The 18,756-nt window shown below is 74.9% G+C and carries 14 protein-coding genes; 3 read left to right on the top strand and 11 right to left on the bottom strand.

What is annotated here, in order from left to right; translation table 11 throughout:
- Nucleotides 1–6: 6 nt before the first annotated feature.
- The 4 genes from purD to E0L36_RS19590 form a co-directional block, all read right to left on the bottom strand.
- Nucleotides 7–1,278: a phosphoribosylamine--glycine ligase gene (gene purD, locus E0L36_RS19605; RefSeq protein WP_180930429.1), complete on the bottom strand. Its 1,272-nt coding sequence runs from the start codon at nucleotides 1,276–1,278 to the stop codon at nucleotides 7–9.
- Between the two features lie 112 nt (nucleotides 1,279–1,390).
- Nucleotides 1,391–2,041 (bottom strand): hypothetical protein, encoded by a 651-nt coding sequence (locus E0L36_RS19600; protein ID WP_180930428.1) that lies wholly within the window; start codon nucleotides 2,039–2,041, stop codon nucleotides 1,391–1,393.
- Between the two features lie 145 nt (nucleotides 2,042–2,186).
- The gene (locus E0L36_RS19595; protein WP_308416841.1) at nucleotides 2,187–3,101 is read right to left on the bottom strand and encodes a GntR family transcriptional regulator; all 915 of its coding nucleotides are present in this window, start codon (nucleotides 3,099–3,101) and stop codon (nucleotides 2,187–2,189) included.
- Nucleotides 3,098–4,483, bottom strand: coding sequence for an aspartate aminotransferase family protein (locus tag E0L36_RS19590; RefSeq protein ID WP_180930427.1), 1,386 nt, complete (start codon nucleotides 4,481–4,483; stop codon nucleotides 3,098–3,100). Before E0L36_RS19590 ends, E0L36_RS19595 begins: the two co-directional genes overlap by 4 nt.
- A gap of 873 nt (nucleotides 4,484–5,356) precedes the next feature.
- On the opposite strand from E0L36_RS19590, the gene E0L36_RS19585 reads away from it, so the two are divergent.
- Entirely contained in the window at nucleotides 5,357–7,300 is a 1,944-nt protein-coding gene (locus E0L36_RS19585; RefSeq protein WP_180930426.1) for a serine/threonine-protein kinase, read from the top strand.
- Between the two features lie 126 nt (nucleotides 7,301–7,426).
- Here the strand turns inward: E0L36_RS19585 and E0L36_RS19580 are convergent, their stop codons facing one another.
- Both E0L36_RS19580 and E0L36_RS19575 read right to left on the bottom strand, forming a co-directional pair.
- Nucleotides 7,427–9,094, bottom strand: coding sequence for an ABC transporter permease (locus E0L36_RS19580; protein WP_258016341.1), 1,668 nt, complete (start codon nucleotides 9,092–9,094; stop codon nucleotides 7,427–7,429).
- Nucleotides 9,091–10,182: an ABC transporter ATP-binding protein gene (locus E0L36_RS19575; protein ID WP_180930425.1), complete on the bottom strand. Its 1,092-nt coding sequence runs from the start codon at nucleotides 10,180–10,182 to the stop codon at nucleotides 9,091–9,093. Before E0L36_RS19575 ends, E0L36_RS19580 begins: the two co-directional genes overlap by 4 nt.
- A gap of 476 nt (nucleotides 10,183–10,658) precedes the next feature.
- Between E0L36_RS19575 and E0L36_RS19570 the strand changes: the two genes are divergently transcribed.
- Complete coding sequence (locus tag E0L36_RS19570; RefSeq protein WP_374705560.1) at nucleotides 10,659–11,249, top strand: GbsR/MarR family transcriptional regulator; 591 nt, start codon at nucleotides 10,659–10,661, stop codon at nucleotides 11,247–11,249.
- 26 nt (nucleotides 11,250–11,275) lie between these two features.
- Here E0L36_RS19570 and E0L36_RS19565 read toward each other — a convergent pair whose 3' ends face one another.
- Entirely contained in the window at nucleotides 11,276–12,247 is a 972-nt protein-coding gene (locus E0L36_RS19565) for a hypothetical protein (RefSeq protein ID WP_308416840.1), read from the bottom strand.
- 290 nt (nucleotides 12,248–12,537) lie between these two features.
- On the opposite strand from E0L36_RS19565, the gene E0L36_RS19560 reads away from it, so the two are divergent.
- Nucleotides 12,538–13,821: an adenylosuccinate synthase gene (locus E0L36_RS19560; RefSeq protein ID WP_180930424.1), complete on the top strand. Its 1,284-nt coding sequence runs from the start codon at nucleotides 12,538–12,540 to the stop codon at nucleotides 13,819–13,821.
- A gap of 105 nt (nucleotides 13,822–13,926) precedes the next feature.
- Here the strand turns inward: E0L36_RS19560 and E0L36_RS19555 are convergent, their stop codons facing one another.
- The 4 genes from E0L36_RS19555 to E0L36_RS19540 all read right to left on the bottom strand — a co-directional run bounded on the left by E0L36_RS19555 (nucleotide 13,927) and on the right by E0L36_RS19540 (nucleotide 18,393).
- A complete protein-coding gene (locus tag E0L36_RS19555; protein ID WP_180930423.1) occupies nucleotides 13,927–14,574 on the bottom strand; it encodes a hypothetical protein in 648 nt (215 codons plus the stop codon).
- Nucleotides 14,575–15,438: 864 nt separating this feature from the next.
- Entirely contained in the window at nucleotides 15,439–16,158 is a 720-nt protein-coding gene (locus E0L36_RS19550) for an alpha/beta fold hydrolase (protein ID WP_180930812.1), read from the bottom strand.
- Between the two features lie 41 nt (nucleotides 16,159–16,199).
- Entirely contained in the window at nucleotides 16,200–17,414 is a 1,215-nt protein-coding gene (locus E0L36_RS19545; RefSeq protein ID WP_180930813.1) for a kynureninase, read from the bottom strand.
- A gap of 94 nt (nucleotides 17,415–17,508) precedes the next feature.
- A complete protein-coding gene (locus E0L36_RS19540) occupies nucleotides 17,509–18,393 on the bottom strand; it encodes a tryptophan 2,3-dioxygenase (protein ID WP_180930422.1) in 885 nt (294 codons plus the stop codon).
- Nucleotides 18,394–18,756: the final 363 nt, after the last annotated feature.

The following is an 18,756-nucleotide window of genomic DNA, read 5'->3' as shown; positions in this document are numbered from 1 at the left end:
TCGGGCTCAGGGGTGGGTGGGGGTGGCGGCGTCGGCGGCGGCCTGGGCGGCGATGTCGGTGCGGTAGTGGGCGCCCGCCAGCCGGACACGGGAGATCAGCGCGTAGGCGCGGTCGCGGGCCTCGGTGAGGTCGGCGCCGGTCGCGGTGATCGACAGCACCCGCCCGCCGGAGCTGACGACGCGGCCCTCCGCGTCCCGCGCGGTCCCGGCGTGCAGCACGTAGGCGCTCTCGACGGCGCTCTCGGCCTCGGCCAGCCCCTCGACGGGGTCGCCGGTGCGGGGGGCGGCGGGGTAGCCGTCGGCGGCGAGGACGACCGTCACCGCCGAGCCCTCGCTCCAGCGGAGTTCGGGGAAGGCGGCGAGCTGTCCGGTGGCCGCCGCGTACAGCAGCCCGGCGAGCGGGGTGCGCAGCCGGGCCAGGACCGCCTGCGTCTCCGGGTCGCCGAAGCGCGCGTTGAACTCGATGACGCGGAGCCCGCGCGAGGTGATCGCGAGCCCGGCGTAGAGCAGACCGACGAACGGGGTGCCGCGGCGGCGCAGTTCGTCCACCGTGGGCTGCACGACCGTGGCGACGATCTCGTCGACCAGCCCGGGGTCGGCCCAGGGCAGGGGCGAGTAGGCGCCCATGCCACCGGTGTTGGGGCCACGGTCGCCGTCGTGGGCGCGCTTGAAGTCCTGCGCGGGCTGGAGCGGGCGCACCGTCTCCCCGTCGGTGACGGCGAAGAGCGAGACCTCGGGGCCGTCCAGGAACTCCTCGACGACCACCCGGTCACAGCCGCGCGCGTGCGCGCGGGCCTCGGCGAGGTCGTCGGTGACGACGACGCCCTTGCCCGCGGCGAGCCCGTCGTCCTTGACGACGTACGGGGCGCCGAAGGCGTCCAGCGCGGCGTCCGACTCGGCGGGCTCGACGCAGACGTAGCCACGGGCGGTCGGCACCCCGGCCGCCGCCATCACGTCCTTCGCGAAGCCCTTGGAACCCTCCAGCCGGGCGGCCTCGGCGGACGGTCCGAACACGGGGATGCCACGCTCCCGGACGGCGTCCGCCACCCCGGCGACCAGGGGCGCCTCGGGCCCGACGACCACGAGGTCGGCGGCGAGTTCGGCGGCCAGCCCGGCCACGGCCGGGCCGTCGCACGGGTCGACGGGGTGCGGGGTGGCGATCTCCGCCGTACCCGCGTTGCCGGGGGCGCAGTGCACCTCGGTGACCTGCGGGTCGTGCGAGAGCGAGCGGCAGAGCGCGTGTTCGCGGGCACCGCCGCCGATGACAAGGATCCTCACGCGGCCACCCTAGCGGCAGCCCGGGACCGCCCCGACGGCGGGACGATACGGGCGACCGGGGTGAACCGGACGCCCGGCGCCGACGGCGGGTGCCGGGGCGCCGGGCGGGCGGTCAGCTGAAGACGATCAGGGCACCCTGGGCCAGGCTGCGGGTCGCGGCGGCGTGCAGGCTCAGCCAGACGTGGCGTTCCCGGGCGAAGGGCCCGTCGGCGGCCGGGACGGCCACGGCGGGCTCCTCCAGCTCCGTGGGGCGGGCCGGGGCCTGCGGCGGGGGTGGCGGATTGCCGGGGTCGATGCCCAGGTACGGGGCGACGGCGGTCAGTTCGCGCAGCAGCCCCTGGCTGGAGCCCAGCGGCCCGCCGCCCTCCATCAGCTCCTCGTTGCTGAGCGGGGCGGGGAAGTCGAGGGGGACGTAGGCGCCCGCGTGGTCGTAGTGCCAGGCGAGGTGGGACTGCTGGGCGGTCGGCCCGAACATCTCCAGCAACTGTTCGTAGTCGCCGCCAAGTTCGTCCACCGGGGTGACCTCCAGGTTGCACAGCTGGAGGAGGTGGGCCCGGCGGAGGAAGTGCAGCGCGTCGTAGTCGAATCCGGCCACCGGGGCGACGTCCCCGGAGAGGCCCGGCATGTAGCCGTGGATCGGGACCGGGGGCAGTCCCGCCTCGGCCAGCGCCCGGTCGTAGGCGGCGATCTCCTCAGCGAACGGGTTGTCGGGGCTGTGACACAGCACGTCGACCAGGGGAACCAGCCAGAGATCACAGGCCAAGGGTGCTCCAACTCCTCTGTGCGCGCGTCCGAAGGGGCGGGCCGGAGCGCGGCCCCGGCCGCATCGGCCCTGGCCGCACCGGCCCGGCCGGGGTGCGGTCAGCGTAATGCCGCTTCCGCCGCGAGCACACCGGGCCTTCCGGCAGTCAGACAGTGTCCGTCCCGGCCGGGCGCGCGGCGGACAGGTGCGCGGGCAGCGTGTTCCGTTCGGCCGCGGCCAGTTCGTCCGCGAGGGTCAGCGCGTGCTCGTTGTACGCGGTCAGCAGCCGCTGGGCGAGCGCGGCCTCACCCCGCTCCACGGCGGCGAGCACCTCGCCGTGGCCCGCCCAGAGCCGGCCGGCGAGCGTGCCCCTGCGCACCTCCTCGCGGCGCAGCCACGGCACCGCGTACACCCAGCACTGCACCCGCAGCCGGTCGAGGAAGTCCCGGACGTACGGGTTGCCGACCAGGCGGTTCAGCTCGCGCCAGAAGCGCAGGTCGTAGCCGATCAGCACGTCGAGGTCGCCGACTCGCGCGGAGCGGGCCGCGGCCTCGGCGCGGCGCCGCACGGAGGTGAGCACCTCGGGCGAGACCGCGGGCGCGGGCGGTGGCTCGGCGCCCGGGACCACGGGAGTCGACGGGCCGGGCCCCGCCGGGTCCGGGCTGGCCGGACCGGGCGTCGGGCCGGGCGTCGGGCCGGGCGTCGGGCCGGGCGTCGGGCCGGGCGTCGGGCCGGAAACGGGGTCGAGGTCGGGGTCGGGGTCGGGGGTGGACGAGGCGGGGCGGGCGCCGAACCGGAGGCGGCGGAAGACGCCGTCCAGGATCAGCGCCCGCGCCTCGACCATCGAGCGGAAGTCGTCGAGCGTGAACTCGTGCACCCGGAAGCCGCGGTGCTGCTCGACGTCGAGCAGCCCCTGCGCGGCGAGATCGATCAGCGCCTCCCGCACCGGGGTGGCCGAGACGCCGTACTGTTCCGCGATCTCCTTGACCGTGAACTCCCGCCCGGCGGGCAGCCGTCCGGCCAGCATCTCGTCGGTCAGCGCGGTGGCGATCTGCGCGCGCAGGGTGCTGCGGGTGATCACGACACGGTGCCCGTCACGGTGTGCGCGTCGGCGGCGCGCAGCGCCACATCCAGCGCGGCGAGCGCGTCCCGCGCCTCCGCCTCGGTGATGGTGCAGGGCGGCACCACGTGGGTGCGGTTCATGTTGACGAACGGCCAGATGCCGTTGGCGGTGGCGGCGGCGGTGAAGTCGGCCATCGGCTTCTTGTCCGCGCCCGCCGCGTTGTACGGCACCAGCGGCTCCCGCGTCTCCCGGTCGCGGACCAGGTCCAGCGCCCAGAACGCGCCGACGCCGCGCACCTCGCCCACCGAGGGGTGCCGTTCGGCCAGTTCCCGCAGCCCCGGGCCGAGCACGGTCTCCCCGAGCCGGGCCGCGTTCTCCACGATGCCCTCCTCGGCCATGGTGGTGAGGGTGGCGACGGCGGCGGCGCAGGCCAGCGGGTGGCCGGAGTAGGTGAGCCCGCCCGGGTAGGGCCGCTCCTCGAAGGTGTCCGCGATCCGCCCGGAGAGGGCGACGCCACCGAGCGGCACGTAGCCGGAGTTGACGCCCTTGGCGAAGGTCATCAGGTCCGGCACCACGTCGTAGAGGTCGGCGGCGAACCAGGTGCCGGTGCGGCCGAACCCGGCCATCACCTCGTCCAGGATGAACACGATGCCGTGCCGGTCGCAGATCTCCCGCACCCCGGCGAGGTAGCCGGGCGGCGGCGGCATGATGCCCGCGGTGCCAGGGATCGTCTCCAGGATGATCGCGGCGACGGTGCCGGGGCCCTCGTGGGCGAGGGTGCGCTCCAGGTGCTCCAGCGCCCGCGCGCACTCCTCCTCCTCGGTGCTGGACCAGAACGGCGAGCGGTACAGGTGCGGTCCCCAGAAGTGGACGACGCCCGCGGTGCCCTGGTCGGAGGGCCAACGCCGGGGGTCACCGGTGAGGTTGATCGCGGTCTGGGTGCCGCCGTGGTACGAGCGGTAGGCGGACAGCAGCTTGCTCCGCCCGGTGTGCAGCCGCGCCATCCGCACGGCGTGCTCGACGGCGTCGGCGCCCCCGTTGGTGAAGAAGATCCGGTCGAGGTCGCCGGGGGTGCGCTCGGCGATCAGCCGGGCGGCCTCCGAGCGGGACTCGATCGCGAAGGCGGGCGCGAAGGTGCACAGCCGCTCGGCCTGCTCCCGCACCGCGGCGACGACCTTGGGGTGCTGATAGCCGATGTTGGTGAAGACGAGGCCGCTGGAGAGATCCAGATAGCGGTTTCCGTCGTAGTCCCAGAAGTACGAGCCCTCGGCCCCGGCGACCGCCAGCGGGTCGATCTGGGCCTGGGCTGACCAGGAGTGGAATACATGGGCCCGGTCGGCGTCCTTGACGGCACGGCCGGTCGCGGGGTCCGGCTCGGGCGCGGCTGCATGCGGTGTCACGTCGCTACCTCGGTTCGCTCGCCCGGGACGAGCCGGCGGCGGCGCCCGGACCGGTGGCTTGCCGCGCACCGGCACCGTGCGGGTCCGCGCCGGTTCCCGGGTTCGGGACAGGCGGAGGCACCCAGCGTAGAGCCATCCGGCCAGGGCGCCAGAGGGCGGCGGCCACCACTTCCCCGGTCACCGCCCCGGTCACGGCCTCGGTCACCGCCAGGTCACCGCCCCGAGCGGGGCCGGGCCGGGCGGCTCACTGATCCCCGTACGGCACGGGGAGGTCCGTACGGCACGGGGTGCGCCCGGGGCGGGGTGGGGGAAGGTCAGGGTGGGGTGGAGGAGTCGGGGGGCCGGTGTGAACGCGTGGCCGGGAGAGGTGAACAGGCGGTCAAAGAGAGTCCGCCCGGCATCCCTCTCGTGACCTTCGCGCCGCAGAGTGAACCGAACGCGCCGGGATCCGGCGGCGGTACGCGCGGGGAGGGAGACGGGCGGCACGAGGAGCGCGGGACGAGCGGAGAGTGGTGGCCGGTGCGCGCGGCGAACCCCTGATCTTGGATGATGTGTCCGGGGAGGTACCCGGACCCCGACCGGGAGCGGGGCGCCTCCCGGGCGGCGAGCCGGTGGACCACCGTCCGTCCGGCGGGCCCCGGCGGAAGGCAACGGTCCGGGCGGTTCACACGTCGAAGACACCGGAACCCCGGCCGCGGAGCGGGCGGGAGGCCGGACACACCGGACACTCCGGACAGAACCGGATGCCGGACAGGCGGGCTGAGGGGCCGAACCGGAACGCACCGGACACCGGAGCGAACCGGCCGTCCGGGACCACGGTCCGGGCGGCGGCCACCACCGGGCCAGGGAGCGAGACGCAGGATGGGGGAGCGGATGACAGGGCGGTCGGCGGAGGGTGAGGGACCGCCCGTCGGAACGGGGACGGTGCTCGGCGGCTACCGGCTGCTGAGCAAGCTCGGCGCCGGCGGCATGGGGCAGGTGTACCTGGCCCGCTCCGAGGGCGGGCGCACCGTCGCGGTGAAGCTGATCAAGGCGGAACTCGCGGTCGAGGCGGAGTTCCGGGCCCGTTTCCGGCAGGAGGTGCGCGCGGCCCGGCTGGTCGACGGCGCGTGGACGGCGCCGGTGCTGGACGCGGACACCGAGGCCCACACCCCCTGGGTCGCCACCGGCTACATCGCCGGATCCTCGCTGGACCACGTGGTCTCCGGCAGCGGCCACGGCCCGCTGCCGGCGGACTCGATGCGCACCCTCGGGCACGGCCTGGCGAGCGCGCTGGCCGACATCCACCGGGCCGAGCTGGTCCACCGCGACCTGAAGCCGTCCAACGTGCTGATCACCATCGACGGCCCGCGCGTCATCGACTTCGGTATCGCCCGCGCCCTGGACGCCGTCCCCGAGTCCACGCTGACCCGGACGGGCATGGTGCTCGGCTCGCCCGCCTACATGTCCCCCGAGCAGATCCGCGGGGAGCAACTCTCCGCGGCCAGCGACGTGTTCAGCATGGGCAGCATCCTCGTCTACGCGGCCACCGGCCGCTCGCCGTTCGGCGGTCAGGAGTCCGGCAACATCCACTCGCTGATGTACCGGATCACCCAGGGCGAACCGGACCTCGGCGGGCTCCAGGAGCCGGTGCGGACGCTGGCCGAGGAGTGCCTGGCCAAGGAGGCGGCGATGCGCCCCACCGCGGAGGAGGTGGCCGAGCGGCTGCGCCCGGAGGAGACCGGCGTCGCCATCCCGCCGTGGCTGCCGGCCGAGCTGATCGCCGAGTTGGGGCGGCACGCGGTGCGGCTGCTGGACACCGACACCCCGCCGTCCGGCTCCGGCGCGCCGGGACGGACGCCCGAACCCGCGCGGAGCGCGGCGGCGGAGGCGTCCGAGGAGGCGAGCGGGGAGCCCGGTACCCGGATCGAGCCGTCCTCGGAGGCGCCGACCACCTCGGTCCGCGCGCGGGGCCCGGCCGCCGACGATCCGGGCGCGGGGGACGGCGCGTCGGCGCCGCCCCGCCGGGGCGCCCGGCGCGGGCGGCTGCTGCTCGGGCTGGCGGCGGGCGCACTGGTGCTCGGCGCCGGGTACGCGGTGGGCTCCGAGGTGCTCGGCACCTCGAACCAGGGGGGCGGCGGCTCGGCACAGCGGGAGAGCGACGTGCCGAAGCGGTTCCTCGGCACCTGGACGGGCGTCGTCGAGCGCGGCGGCGAACCGACGGGGCAGTACCGGCGGTTCGTCATCACCCCGGGCGAGCGGGGGGAGTTGGTCGCCCGGAGCGTCAGCCTGGGCCGGGACTACTCCTGCGACAGCGACGGCAAGCTCGCCTCCAGCGACCCGGTGGACGGGCTGCGGCTGGACACCCGGGTGGTGCGCAGCGTCCCCGAGGGCAAGTGCTCGGCGATCGGCGAGCACACGCTCCGCCCCGGCGGCGGGGGCACCCTGGAGTGGGAGGCGGGCGGCCGCACCGCGACGCTGCGCAAGGTCACCGGGGAGGAGAGGCTCTCCGCCGAACTGCTCGGTGAGTGGCGGCGCACGCTGCCCAACGGCGGTACCCAGACGATGACCGTCCAGCAGGCCGCGCCCGGCAAGCGGGGCGTCCGGCTGGTGTCGGAGGGCGGCGGCGAGCACTGCGAGGCCACGATGACCCTGTTCTCGGCGGGCGACGCGGACAGCCCGGTACGGCTCGGCCCGCCCGCCCTCGACCGGGAGGCGTCCGACGGCGCCTGCGTCACCGGCGCCTCCTCGACCCTGCGCGTCGAGAACGGCCAGCTGATCCGGGAGTTCCCGGACGGCCGCACCCGCACCTACGTCCCCGCCGACTCCCCCGGCTGACGCCCGCCCGGCGCCGCGCACCGATACGGGCCGGTGCGGGCTCCGGGCCCTCGGGATCGGAACCTCCTCGGGTCCCCCTGAACCCGCACGGCCGCGGTTCCCCCGGGCCTCCGGGGGGTGCCTCGACTACGTGGTCCGCAGGTCCCGGGCGCGCAGACCCAGCAGTCCACAGGCGACCAGCGCGGCGGCGAGAGCGGTGAGCAGCAGCAGCGGCGTCCAGGTCAGGGACTCGGCGGGCAGCCGCGGCACGTGGCCGAAGGGCGAGAGGTTCTTCGCCCAGTCCGGCAGTCGCAGGATCTCGCCGAGGTAGCCGACGACGAAGGCGTACGGGGGCAGCACCCACACCAGCCCCGTCGCCCGCGGCAGCCAGCCGTAAAGGGCCACCGCGAGTCCGGCGGTCACCCAGAGCGCGGGCGCGTAGCCGAGGGCGGCCCCGGCCAGCCGGCCGACGAGCGCGGCGTCCCCGGTGGTGACGGCACCGGCGACGCCGCAGCCGAGACCGCCCAGCACCAGCGCGAGGGTGCCGCCGAGCAGCGCCACCGCCAGGTGCGCACCGGCCCAGCGGGGCCGGGACAGCGAGGTCGCGAGCAGCGGCTCGGCCCGTCCGGCGTCCTCCTCGACGCGCGGGCGCAGCGCCCCGAGCACCGCGCACACCGTGGCGACCACCGCCACCACGATCATGATCATGGAGGCGAAGGCGTCCTCGATGGTGCCGCCGTATCCCGCGATCGCCTCGCGGATGTCCTCCATGTCGTCGAGCATCCGGTCGACGTCCCCGAGGACCGCCCCGTACATCGCGCCGAGCAGGAACGTCGCCACGCAGAACCCGAGGAGCAGCCCGCGCTGGAAGCGGAGGGCGCTGCCCAGCGGGGTGGCCAGCGCGCGGCCCGCGCGGGTCCGGCCGCCGCGCGTGGCGCGGATTCCGGCGCCCACGTCCCGGCGGGTGCTCAGCAGGTAGCCGAGGGCGGTGAGGGCCAGCGCGCAGCCCGTCGCGAGCAGCAGCGGCCACCAGCGGTCGTCGACGAACGGGTAGCTGCGCTGCGCCCAGCCGATAGGCGACATCCAGGACAGCGCGGCGTCGCCCACGTCGCCCGCGGCGCGCAGCGCGTAGGCGAGGCCGAGCACCGCGAAGGCCATCCCGGAGGCGCCGCGCGCGTGCGCGGTCAGCTGGGTGGTGACCACCGCGACGGCCGCGAGGACGATGCCGACGGAGGCGCAGGCCAGCCCGAACAGCAGCGCCCCGGCGAGGGTGACCCCGGGCAGGCCGAGCCCGGCGAGGCTCACCGCGAGCAGTAGCGCCAGCGCCAGGTTGGCGCCGCAGGCGACGAGCAGCGCCGCCGTGGTCATCGCGTGCCGCCCGACGGTCCCGGCGCGCACCAACTCGGCCCGGTTGGCCTCCTCCTCGGCGCGCGTGTGCCGCACCACGGTGAGCACGCTCATCAGCCCGAGCAGCACGCCCAGCACGGACAGCACCTCGTGGGCGGTCATCGAGCCCGGGTTGTAGTCGGTGAGGTAGTGGCGCGGCCCGGACATCGCGATGGTGGCGGGGGTGTCCATCGTCCTCGCGGCGGCGGCCCGGTCGGCGGCCTCCGGGTAGAGGGCGTCCAGGTTCACGGCGGCGACGACGGTCAGCGCCGTCAGGCCGAGCAGCCAGCCGGGCAGCCGGAACCGGTCCCGGCGCAGGGCGAAGCGGAGCAGCGGGACGGTCCCGGCCAGCGGGCCCCCGGGGGGCGGGGCGGGCGCGGCGTGCCGGGCGGCGCCGCCGGGGCGGGAGGCGGTCGCCGGGGCGGTCATCGGGCGCCGCCGGGGCCACCCGCGTCCGGCGTGGGCCGCTGCGCCGGATCGGCGGCGGCGCCGGGTGGCGGGACCCGGGCCGGGTCCGACGGGGCGGCGGTGACGCCGAGTTCGTCGCCGTAGTGCCGGAGCATCAGCTCCTCCAGCGTCGGCGGATGGCTGACCAGGCCGCGCACCCCGAAGGTGGCCAGCCGCCGCACCACCTCGTCGAGGTGCCCGCCGTCGACGGAGAACCGCACCGCCCGCGCCTCCCCCACCCCGGCGCCCTCCGTGGCCGGGTCCACCGGACCGTCCAGGGCGGCGAGTTCCCGCACGTCGTGCACGCCGGGCAGCTCGGCCAGCCCGGTCACCGGACGCTCCGTCTCCACCTCGATCGTGGTACGCGTCAGATGGCGCAGCTCGCCGAGGGAGCCGGACTGCACGATCCGGCCGAGGCGGATGATGCTCACCCGGTCACAGAGCTTCTCCACCTGGGCGAGGATGTGACTGGAGAGCAGCACCGTCCTGCCCCGCTCGGTGGCCTCCGCGATCGTCTCCTGGAAGGCGACCTCCATCAGCGGGTCGAGCCCCGCCGTCGGCTCGTCCAGCAGCAGCAGTTCGGCGTCCGAGGCGAGCGCGGCCACGATCGCGACCTTCTGCCGGTTCCCCTTGGAGTAGGTACGGCCCTTCTTGCCCGGGTCGAGCTGGAAGCGTTCGATCAGCTCGGCCCGGCGGCGCTCCTCCCCGGCCCGTGCCCGGCGCCCGCTGGGCGGCCCACCGCGCAGCCGGGTCAGCAGGTCGATCGCCTCGCCACCGGTCAGGTTCGGCCACAGCTCCACGTCCCCCGGGACGTAGGCCAGCCGCCGGTGCAGGGCCACGGCGTGCTTCCACGGATCGCTGCCCAGCAGCCGCACCGAACCGGCGTCGGCGCGCAGCAGCCCCAGCAGCACCCGGATCGTGGTCGATTTGCCCGCGCCGTTCGGGCCGAGGAACCCGTGCACCTCACCGGCGCGGACCCGCAGGTCCAGCCCGTCCAGCGCGCGGGTCCGACCGAAGGTCTTCACCAGTCCGGAGATGTCGATCGCGGTTTCGGTGGCTTCCGTCGTCATGAGTTCGAAGCTACTGTTTCTTCAGAAATTTGTGAAGTCAGGAAAACAAGGGTGCGTCACCGTGCCGTTCCCCTGTTCCCACCACCGTTCCCACCGCCGCCGTTACCCCGCCCGGTCCCGGTCCGATCCCGGTCCGATCGGTCCCGCCGACCGGTCCCGGTTCGTCCCGTCCCGCGCGTCCGTCCGTCCGTCGGGGGTGCCTCCCCGGTCGGGGCACCGGGCTCCGGGGCGCGGGCGAACACGGTTGGCGCAGGCAGACTAGGGTTCGTCCCACCCGATCCCGGACGCCCCGGCGCACCGTCCGGCCACGGCCACCGGGACACGGGTCGCCACGGCGCGGCGCCACCGGGCCACCGGCGGACGAGCCGGACGGGAGCGGAGCGGGACGGCGGCCGGACAGCGGCGGACGGGACAGGGACGCGGAGCGTCACGGAACGCGCGGCGGGCCGCGCGGCGGACACGGGAGAAGTCGGTCAGTGGCAGGTGAGCACGGCACGCACCAGACCCGGGAGGCGGAGCAGCCCACCGGGCACCGGGAGCCCACGGCGGACGCGGAGCCCTCGGCGGACGCCGGGGACACGGGCGCGGCGGGGCTCTCCGACGCCATGGCGCGGTACGACCGGGTGACCTCACCGTTCGTCGAGCGCTTCGCGGCCGACCTGACCGAGGTCGGCATGCAGCGCATGTCCGCCCGCGTCTTCGCCTGCCTGCTCGCCTCCGAGGAGGGCGCACTGACCTCCGCCGAACTCGGCGAACGCCTCCGGGCCAGCCCGGCCGCGATCTCCGGGGCCGTGCGCTACCTCGCCCAGCGGCACATGGTCAGCCGGGAGCGGACTCCCGGCTCCCGGCGGGAGCGCTACCGCCTCTACGCCGACACCTGGTTCGCCTCCCTGATGGACGCGACGAACGCGCTCACCCGCTTCTCCACCACCCTGCGCGGCGGCGTGGACACCCTCGGCGCGGACACCACCGCGGGCCGCAGACTCCGGGAGAACAGCGAGTTCCTGGAGTTCCTGCGCGCCGAACTCCAGGACGCGATGCGCCGCTGGCAGGACGAACGCCGGTAACCGGCCGCCCGCCCGCGCCCCGGCGGCTATCCGCCGGGCAGGACGAGACGCCAGGCGTCCGGCCGCACGGTCCAGGTCCGGGCCGTCACCGGACCGGCCAGCCAGGTGTCCGCGTGGTAGCGGAACTCCGGCCCCGAGACCGTCACCGCGCGCGCCCGCGCCCGCACCGGGGCACCGCCCCGCGCGGGCCGCACCGCCACCTCGGCCATCCCGCGCCCGCCCTCCGGGCGCGGGGCGACCGAGATCTCCGTCACGGGACCGCCCGGTCCGGCCAGCACCCGCCCGTCCGCCTCCACGCGCAGCCCCCGCGGACCACTCCGGCCGCCGGAGACGCCCCCCTGCCGGGGAGCCGGAACCCGTTCCTCGCCGGGCGGCCCGGCACCGGTCCGCTCGTCCGGCCCGCCCTCGCCCGGTCCACGACGGCCGAAGCCGCCCCAGCCGCCGAGCACCCCGGCACCCCGCCGCTGCTCCCCGGGCCCGGCCGGACGCCGGGCGCCGTCCCCGTTCTCGGGCGCGCCCCGGGCGAGAGCGCCAAGGCCCAGCCGGGGACCGGCCCGGCCCAGCACCCCGCGCCGCTCCTCGCCGCCGGGGATCCGCAGCCCGCCGAGGACCAGCCCGCCGGTCTCGTCGGCCAGCAGGTCGAGGGGGCGCTCGACGCCCGAGAGCACCGCGCGGGCGGCGCTCACCACGTCGGAGGGCACCCCGAGTCCACGGGCCAGGGCCACCCGGGCGTCCGCGCCGACCGGCACCACCGCCAGCGCCGCGTCCGCCAGTTCCCGCTCGCGGTCGAGCAGCCGCACCGCGTTGAGCAGCACCCGGTCGTCGCCGATCAGCACCGGCCGTCTGCTGCCCCGGCGGGCCAGCGCCCGTGCCGCCTCCTCACCGCACTCGGGAAGGCACACCTTCGCTCCGGGGGCACCCGCGCACAGCACATCGCGCGCGATGCGCACCGCCTCGCCGTCCACCCGCCGCGCGGCGGGGTCGACGACCAGGAGCAAAGGTCCTGCTGAACGCACCGGGTCTGGAGCCGACACCTCGGTCCCTTCTCAGCACGCTCCCCGCGTCCGGCGGGGAGGCCGTTCGTCACCCGACAAGAATGTTCGGTAATCTCTCGGTGCAAGAGCCCCTGTCGCTGTTGCGTCAGGGGCTTCCTCAGTCTGGGGCACCAGTCCACGGCTCTCGCGGTCACGTGAGCCGTACCGCGCGTACGCCTCGTACGCCGGGTACGGCTCGTTCTCCGTGCCGCACCGCACGTGGGACATGCCCCGCCCGAAAGGGGTGTACGCCTGTGCCCGCACTTGTGCTGCTCGGTGCTCAGTGGGGTGACGAGGGCAAGGGAAAGGCCACCGACCTGCTCGGCGGCTCGGTCGACTACGTGGTGCGCTACCAGGGCGGGAACAACGCCGGTCACACGGTCGTCGTGGGCGACCAGACCTACGCGCTCCACCTGCTCCCCTCCGGGATCCTCTCGCCCGGCTGCACCCCGGTCATCGGCAACGGCGTCGTCGTGGACCCGTCGGTCCTGCTCTCCGAGCTGAGCGGGCTGAACGAGCGCGGTGTGGACACCTCCCGCCTGCTGCTCAGCGGCAACGCCCACCTGATCACGCCGTACCACGAGACGCTCGACAAGGTGACGGAACGCTTCCTCGGGACGCGGAAGATCGGCACCACCGGTCGCGGGATCGGCCCGACCTACGCCGACAAGATCAACCGCGTGGGCATCCGGGTCCAGGACCTCTTCGACGAGTCCATCCTGCTCCAGAAGGTCGAGGCCGCCCTCGACTTCAAGAACCAGCTACTCGCCAAGTTGTACAACCGGCGCGCGATCGGCGCCGAGCAGGTGGTCGAGGAGCTGCTGGGCTACGCCGACCAGCTGCGCGGCTTCGTGACGGACACCACCCTGGTCCTCAACCGGGCGGTGGACGACGGGAAGGTCGTGCTGTTCGAGGGCGGTCAGGGAACCCTCCTCGACGTGGACCACGGCACCTATCCGTTCGTCACCTCGTCGAACCCGACGGCGGGCGGCGCCTGCACCGGCTCCGGGGTGGGCCCCACCAAGATCGACCGGGTGATCGGCATCCTCAAGGCGTACACCACCCGGGTCGGCTCCGGTCCCTTCCCGACCGAGCTGCTCGACGCCGACGGCGAGGCGCTGCGCGAGATCGGCGGCGAGCGGGGCGTCACCACCGGGCGGGACCGCCGCTGCGGCTGGTTCGACGCGGTCATCGCGCGCTACGCCACCCGCGTCAACGGGCTCACCGACTTCTTCCTCACCAAGCTGGACGTGCTCACCGGCTGGGAGCGCGTCCCGGTCTGCGTCGCGTACGAGGTCGACGGGGTACGGGTGGAGGAACTGCCCTACAACCAGAGCGACTTCCACCACGCCAAGCCGATCTACGAGTACCTGCCCGGGTGGAGCGAGGACATCACCAAGGCGAAGAGCTTCGACGAACTCCCCGCCAACGCACGGGCGTACGTCAAGGCGCTGGAGGAGATGTCGGGCGCCCCCATCTCGGCCGTCGGCGTCGGCCCGGGCCGCGAGGAGACGATCCAGATCAACTCCTTCCTCTGAGCCCCAGCCCCACCGCGCCCCACCGCCCCGCCCCACCGGGCGGGGCGGCGTGCGTCACGCACCGCGTGAGCGTGCCCCGCGCGCCCAAGGGCGCCGGGGCGGGCCTCACTTGGTGGGTTCGGTGCGGACGAAGCCGTCCGCACCGCCGTCCGGCCACTTCAGGATCATCTCCTGGCCGCCCGCCTTCACCTCGGCGGTGCTGGTCTTCGTCTCGCCCTCGCAGGTGATCGTGACGGACAGCCCCTTGGCCGTGCCCGGGCAGTCCACGCCGTTGCCCTTGAGGGTGACCGTGCCCCCGTTGATGGTCAACGTGCCGACCCCACCGTCCGGCGTCCGGCGGTAGTAGTACCAGAGTCCCTGGATCCGCTTGTCGCCCGCCTGTTGACCACCGGACGACCCTCCCGAGGACGAACCGCCCCCGGACGAACCGCCGGAGGAGGAACCGCCGCCCGAGGAGCCCGAGCCGTCGGGCGAACTCGGCTTCGGCTGCGCGGTGTTGGTGTCCCCGCCGCCGCTCGCTCCGGGTTCCCTCTTCTCGGGCTTCTCGGGTTTCTCGGGTTTCTCCGGCTCCGTGGCCTCGGGACTGGCCGAGGGCTCCTCGGAGGGGCTGGGCGAGGACTTCCTCTCCTCCGCCGGGCTCTCGCTCCGCGTCACCCTGTCGGAGGCGCTGTCGTCTCCGCCACCGCCGCACCCGGTGAGCACCAGGGCCAGCACCGCGGCGCCAGCCGCGAGCGACGTCGTTGTCTTTCGCACGAGTATTCCTGTCGTTCCGCTGAATTCGTGGGGCGTTACGGGGAGTTCGGATGACCGCCGGGCGTCGTCGCGCGCGCCGTCCGAGGTACGGCGGACCGAGAACGCGGGCCGCGTACGACGGTTCGGGCCGGAAACGGCGGGCGGACGGCTCGCCGGCCCACCGGCGCGCGCCGGTGCGGGCCGAACCGCCCGGTGGACCGCCGCCACCGGCCGGACGACCCGCCCCGGCTCGGACGGCCACGGCCGCGAGGCGGACCGCGGTGGCACACGCCACACGCGGCCGGACCCCGTCCGACGGCCGTACCGTGGCTCACCACCAGGGCGGACCACCGCTCCCGAGTGACCGGACACGGCGGGCGCCCCCGGCTATTCGAGCATTCCGCCGGTCCGGTGTTTCTCAGGGCTCCAGAAGACTGCCACACCCCACGAGCGGATTTCGACGCCCGCCCGCTGTTCGCCACATCAGTTCTTCTGCACCTCAGAACAATTCGTGAATTCCCGTGCGGGATTGAGGCTTTCGCACGTCAATTACCCCGTAGCGGCGGCTGGTCCGCTTGTCCCGGAGGCACCCGGTTCGACCGCCGCTCCCCGGGGATTCCCGGAACCCCCGTGACAGCCACGGCCCGAAGAATTCCCCTTCCACCGCGAATAATTCACAGTCAGCTCCGGAAATCACCCACACCACCGGGACGGGAACCTTCGCCCGCCGACCCACTTCCCCCGCCAACACGTCGCACCAGGCTTCGAGTTGGAGCCGCGCCCGGACGCGGGACGACCTGCGGGGGGCATGTGGGTACGGACACGGGTACGGGCCCGCGCCCGGTGGGAGGCGGGGCCCGTGGGGGCCGGTGGGCCCGGTGGGGGTCAGCCCAGGATGGTGCGCAGCACGTCGTACGGCGGGGTGCCGGGCGTGAGCGCCGCGAAGTGGCCCGCGCCGGGCAGCAGATGGAGCCGGGCGCCCCAGTTGCTGGCGTAGCGGCGGGACAGTTCCAGCGGGACGTCGCCGTCGGCGGTGCCGTGCAGGATCTCCACCGGTACCCGGGGGAGCAGCCGCATCGGATCGGCCTCCCACATCAGCGAGTCCCCCGGGCGCGCGCCGCCCAGCAGCTCCGCCACCGCGCCGTCGCTCAGGCGGAGTTCGTGTGCGCGCGCGAGGTCCGCGACCGGCGCCAGCACCACCACGCGGCCCGCCGCCCGCTCCCGGCGCGCGGCGGCGCACAGTGCCAGGTGCCCGCCGGAGGAGTGGCCGAACAGCACGCTCGGGGGCGCCCCGAGGTGGTCCAGGGCCGCGTCGACGTCCTCGACGGTTCGCGGCCAGCCACCGCCGTCCCCGATCCGCCGGTACTCGATCAGCGCGACCGTCCGCCCGGTGGCCGCCAACGCGGCGGCGAACGGCCGGAGATACGCCCGGTCGTACGCCGCCCGCCAGTAACCGCCGTGCAGCAGAGCGATGTTGGGTCCGGACGCGTCGGCGCCGTAGATGTCGACCAGCTGGGACGGGTGCGGCCCGTACTGTTCCGTGCGGTCCGGCGCGGGCACCGGACGATCCAACAGCCCCTGGAACGCCGCCTGTTCGGCGCCCACCGAGGCGCCCCCGACGGGACGCCCGGCCTCTCCGGCCTCGCTCACCTGATGACCTCCCCCAGGGCACGAGCTGCGCGCTCCGCGTCCCGGAAGGAAGTGTAGAGCGGGGTGAAGCCGAAACGGAGTACTCCGGGATGGCGGAAGTCACCGACCACCCCGCGTTCGGCGAGCGCCTCCAGCGCCGGGCGCGCGTCCTCGGCGGGCTCGCAGACCAACGCGACCTGACTGCCGCGCCGTTCGTGCGCCACCGGGGTGAGCGAGCGGAGCCGCGGCTCCCCCGGGCCGTACTCCGCGACGCAGCGCAGGAAGAAGTCGGTCAGGGCGAGGGACTTCGCCCGCACCGCGGCGATGTCCACGCCCTCCCAGACCCGCAGGGCCTCCTCCAGCGCCAGCGTCGAGAGGATGTCCGGCGTCCCGACCCTGCCCCGCACCGGCCCCTGGGCCGGGGTGTAGTCGGAGGCCATCGCGAACGGCTCGGCGTGCGAGTTCCAGCCGGGCAGTGGCGAGTCGAACCGCCCCTGCACGGCCTCGTTGACGTACAGGAAGGCGGGTGCGCCCGGGCCGCCGTTGAGGAACTTGTAGGTGCAGCCCGCAGCGAAGTCCACGCCGTGCGCGTCGAGTTCGACGGGCAGCGCGCCCGCGCTGTGGCACAGGTCCCACACGGTGCGCACCCCGGCGGCGCGCAGCCCCCGGGTGATCGCGGGCAGGTCGTGCAACTCGCCCGTGCGGTAGTCGACATGGTTGACGAGCGCCGCCGCCGTCGCGGGCCCGGCCTCCTCCGCCATCGCGGCGGCGGCGACCGGCCGGATCGCGCAGCCCGTCATCCGGGCGGCCGAGGCGGCGATGTACCCGTCGGTCGGGAAGGTCGCCGCGTCCACCAGCACCTCGGTGCGGCCGGGCGCCTCCTCCCGGGCGATCCGCACCGCGCCCACCACCGCCTTGAAGAGGTTCACGCTGGTGGAGTCGCCCACCACGATCCGCCCGGGCGCCGCGCCCACCAGCGGCGCGATCCGGTCACCGATCCGCTCGGGCGCCGTCCACCACCCGGCCTCGCCCCAGGAGCGGATGCGTCCTCTGCCCCACTCGCGCTCCACCACGTCGGCGAGCCGCCCGGCGACCGAGCGGGGCAGCGCGCCCAGCGAGTTCCCGTCGAGGTAGACCGTCTCCGGTTCCAGCACGAACTCCGCGCGCTTGGCCCGCAGTTCGTCAGCCTCGTCGCAGGCCGCCGCCGTCTCCACCAGCTCCCCGGCGGCCATCCCACCGGTGCCGGTCGCCACAGTGGCCGGACGCTCCCCGGACGGTTCGGCGACGGGACCCGGAACGCCGGGGTCCAGGGCCTCCGGACGCGTGTCAGACATGGCTGCGCGCCGCCCACAGCTCGGGGAAGACGTTCTTCGCCGCGCGCTTCTCCAGCCACGCGACCCCCGGCGAACCGCCGGTGCCCCGCTTGGCGCCCATCGCCCTGCGGGTGGCGACCAGATGGTCGTTCCGCCAGCGCCACACCAGCTCCGCCACCTCCGTCAGCGCCTCGCCGAGCCGCAGGCGCTCGCCACCGCCGTCACCCACCGCGTCCGCCGGACCCTCCGGGCCGGTGGACGTGCCGGAGGCGTAGACCCGCGCCCACACCTCCTCGACCCCGGGGTCGGAGACGTAGCGCTCGGTGACGTCCCGCTCCAGCACGGCCCGGGGCACCGGCTCCCCGCGCCGGGCGAGGTAGCGCAGCGCCTCGTCGTAGAGGCTCGGCTCCTGGAGCGCCTTCTCCAGCTCCGCGTACACCCGCGGACTGCCCCGGTGCGGCACGAGCATCGCCGCGGACTTCTCGCCGAGCAGGAACTCCATCCGGCGGTACATCGCGGACTGGAAACCCGAACCCTCCCCGAGGATCGCGCGGAAGGCGTTGAACTCGGCGGGCGTCAGCCGGGCCAGCGGCTCCCAGGAGGCGTTCAGCGCGACCAGCTCGTAGCAGGAACGCCGGAGCGCCGCCAGCGCGCGCGGTAGCTCGTCCTGCCGCAGCGCTTCGGCGGCGGTGTCCCACTCGTGGACGATCGCGGTGAACCACAACTCCATGACCTGCGTGGTGACCAGGAAGGCCAGTTCACCGGGCTCGTCCGAGCGAAGGTCCTGAAGGTGGGTGAGGACGTCCGCGTGGACGTAGTCCTCGTAGGGGGTGGTGCCCTCGAAGTCCAGATTCGGCTCCTGCGAACCGGCTTCCGGGGCATCGGGAAGCTGCGACATTGCTGTCTCCTCGACACGAACTGCCGGGTAGCGGTCCGCTCCTCCTGTCGTCTCGACTGCATCGGAGCCCCGGTCCCCTCGGCCCCGCCGTCCGCATGCACGCGCTCAGCGTCCGGAAAGCGAGCCCACCACGGCATCATGCGCAGCGCACCCGCCGTGGGCAAGTCCACTCAGCCACCGGAGCCCCCACCGCCCCCGCGACCCCGCCCCCACCAGCGCCCACGTCCACCCGGCGCTCACCCCCCGGCCAACCGGTACCCAGGGGTGCGCCCCGACACGGAGAAGCGCCGTGGAGCGCCCCGGTCATCCCGGGGCGCTCCACGGCGCTCAGACCCAGCAGACGGCCTCGACGGCCCGGCGACC

Source organism: Streptomyces sp. AJS327, assembly GCF_013450295.1.
GTDB lineage: Bacteria > Actinomycetota > Actinomycetes > Streptomycetales > Streptomycetaceae > Streptomyces.
This window is presented reverse-complemented; position numbering and strand designations above follow the sequence as displayed.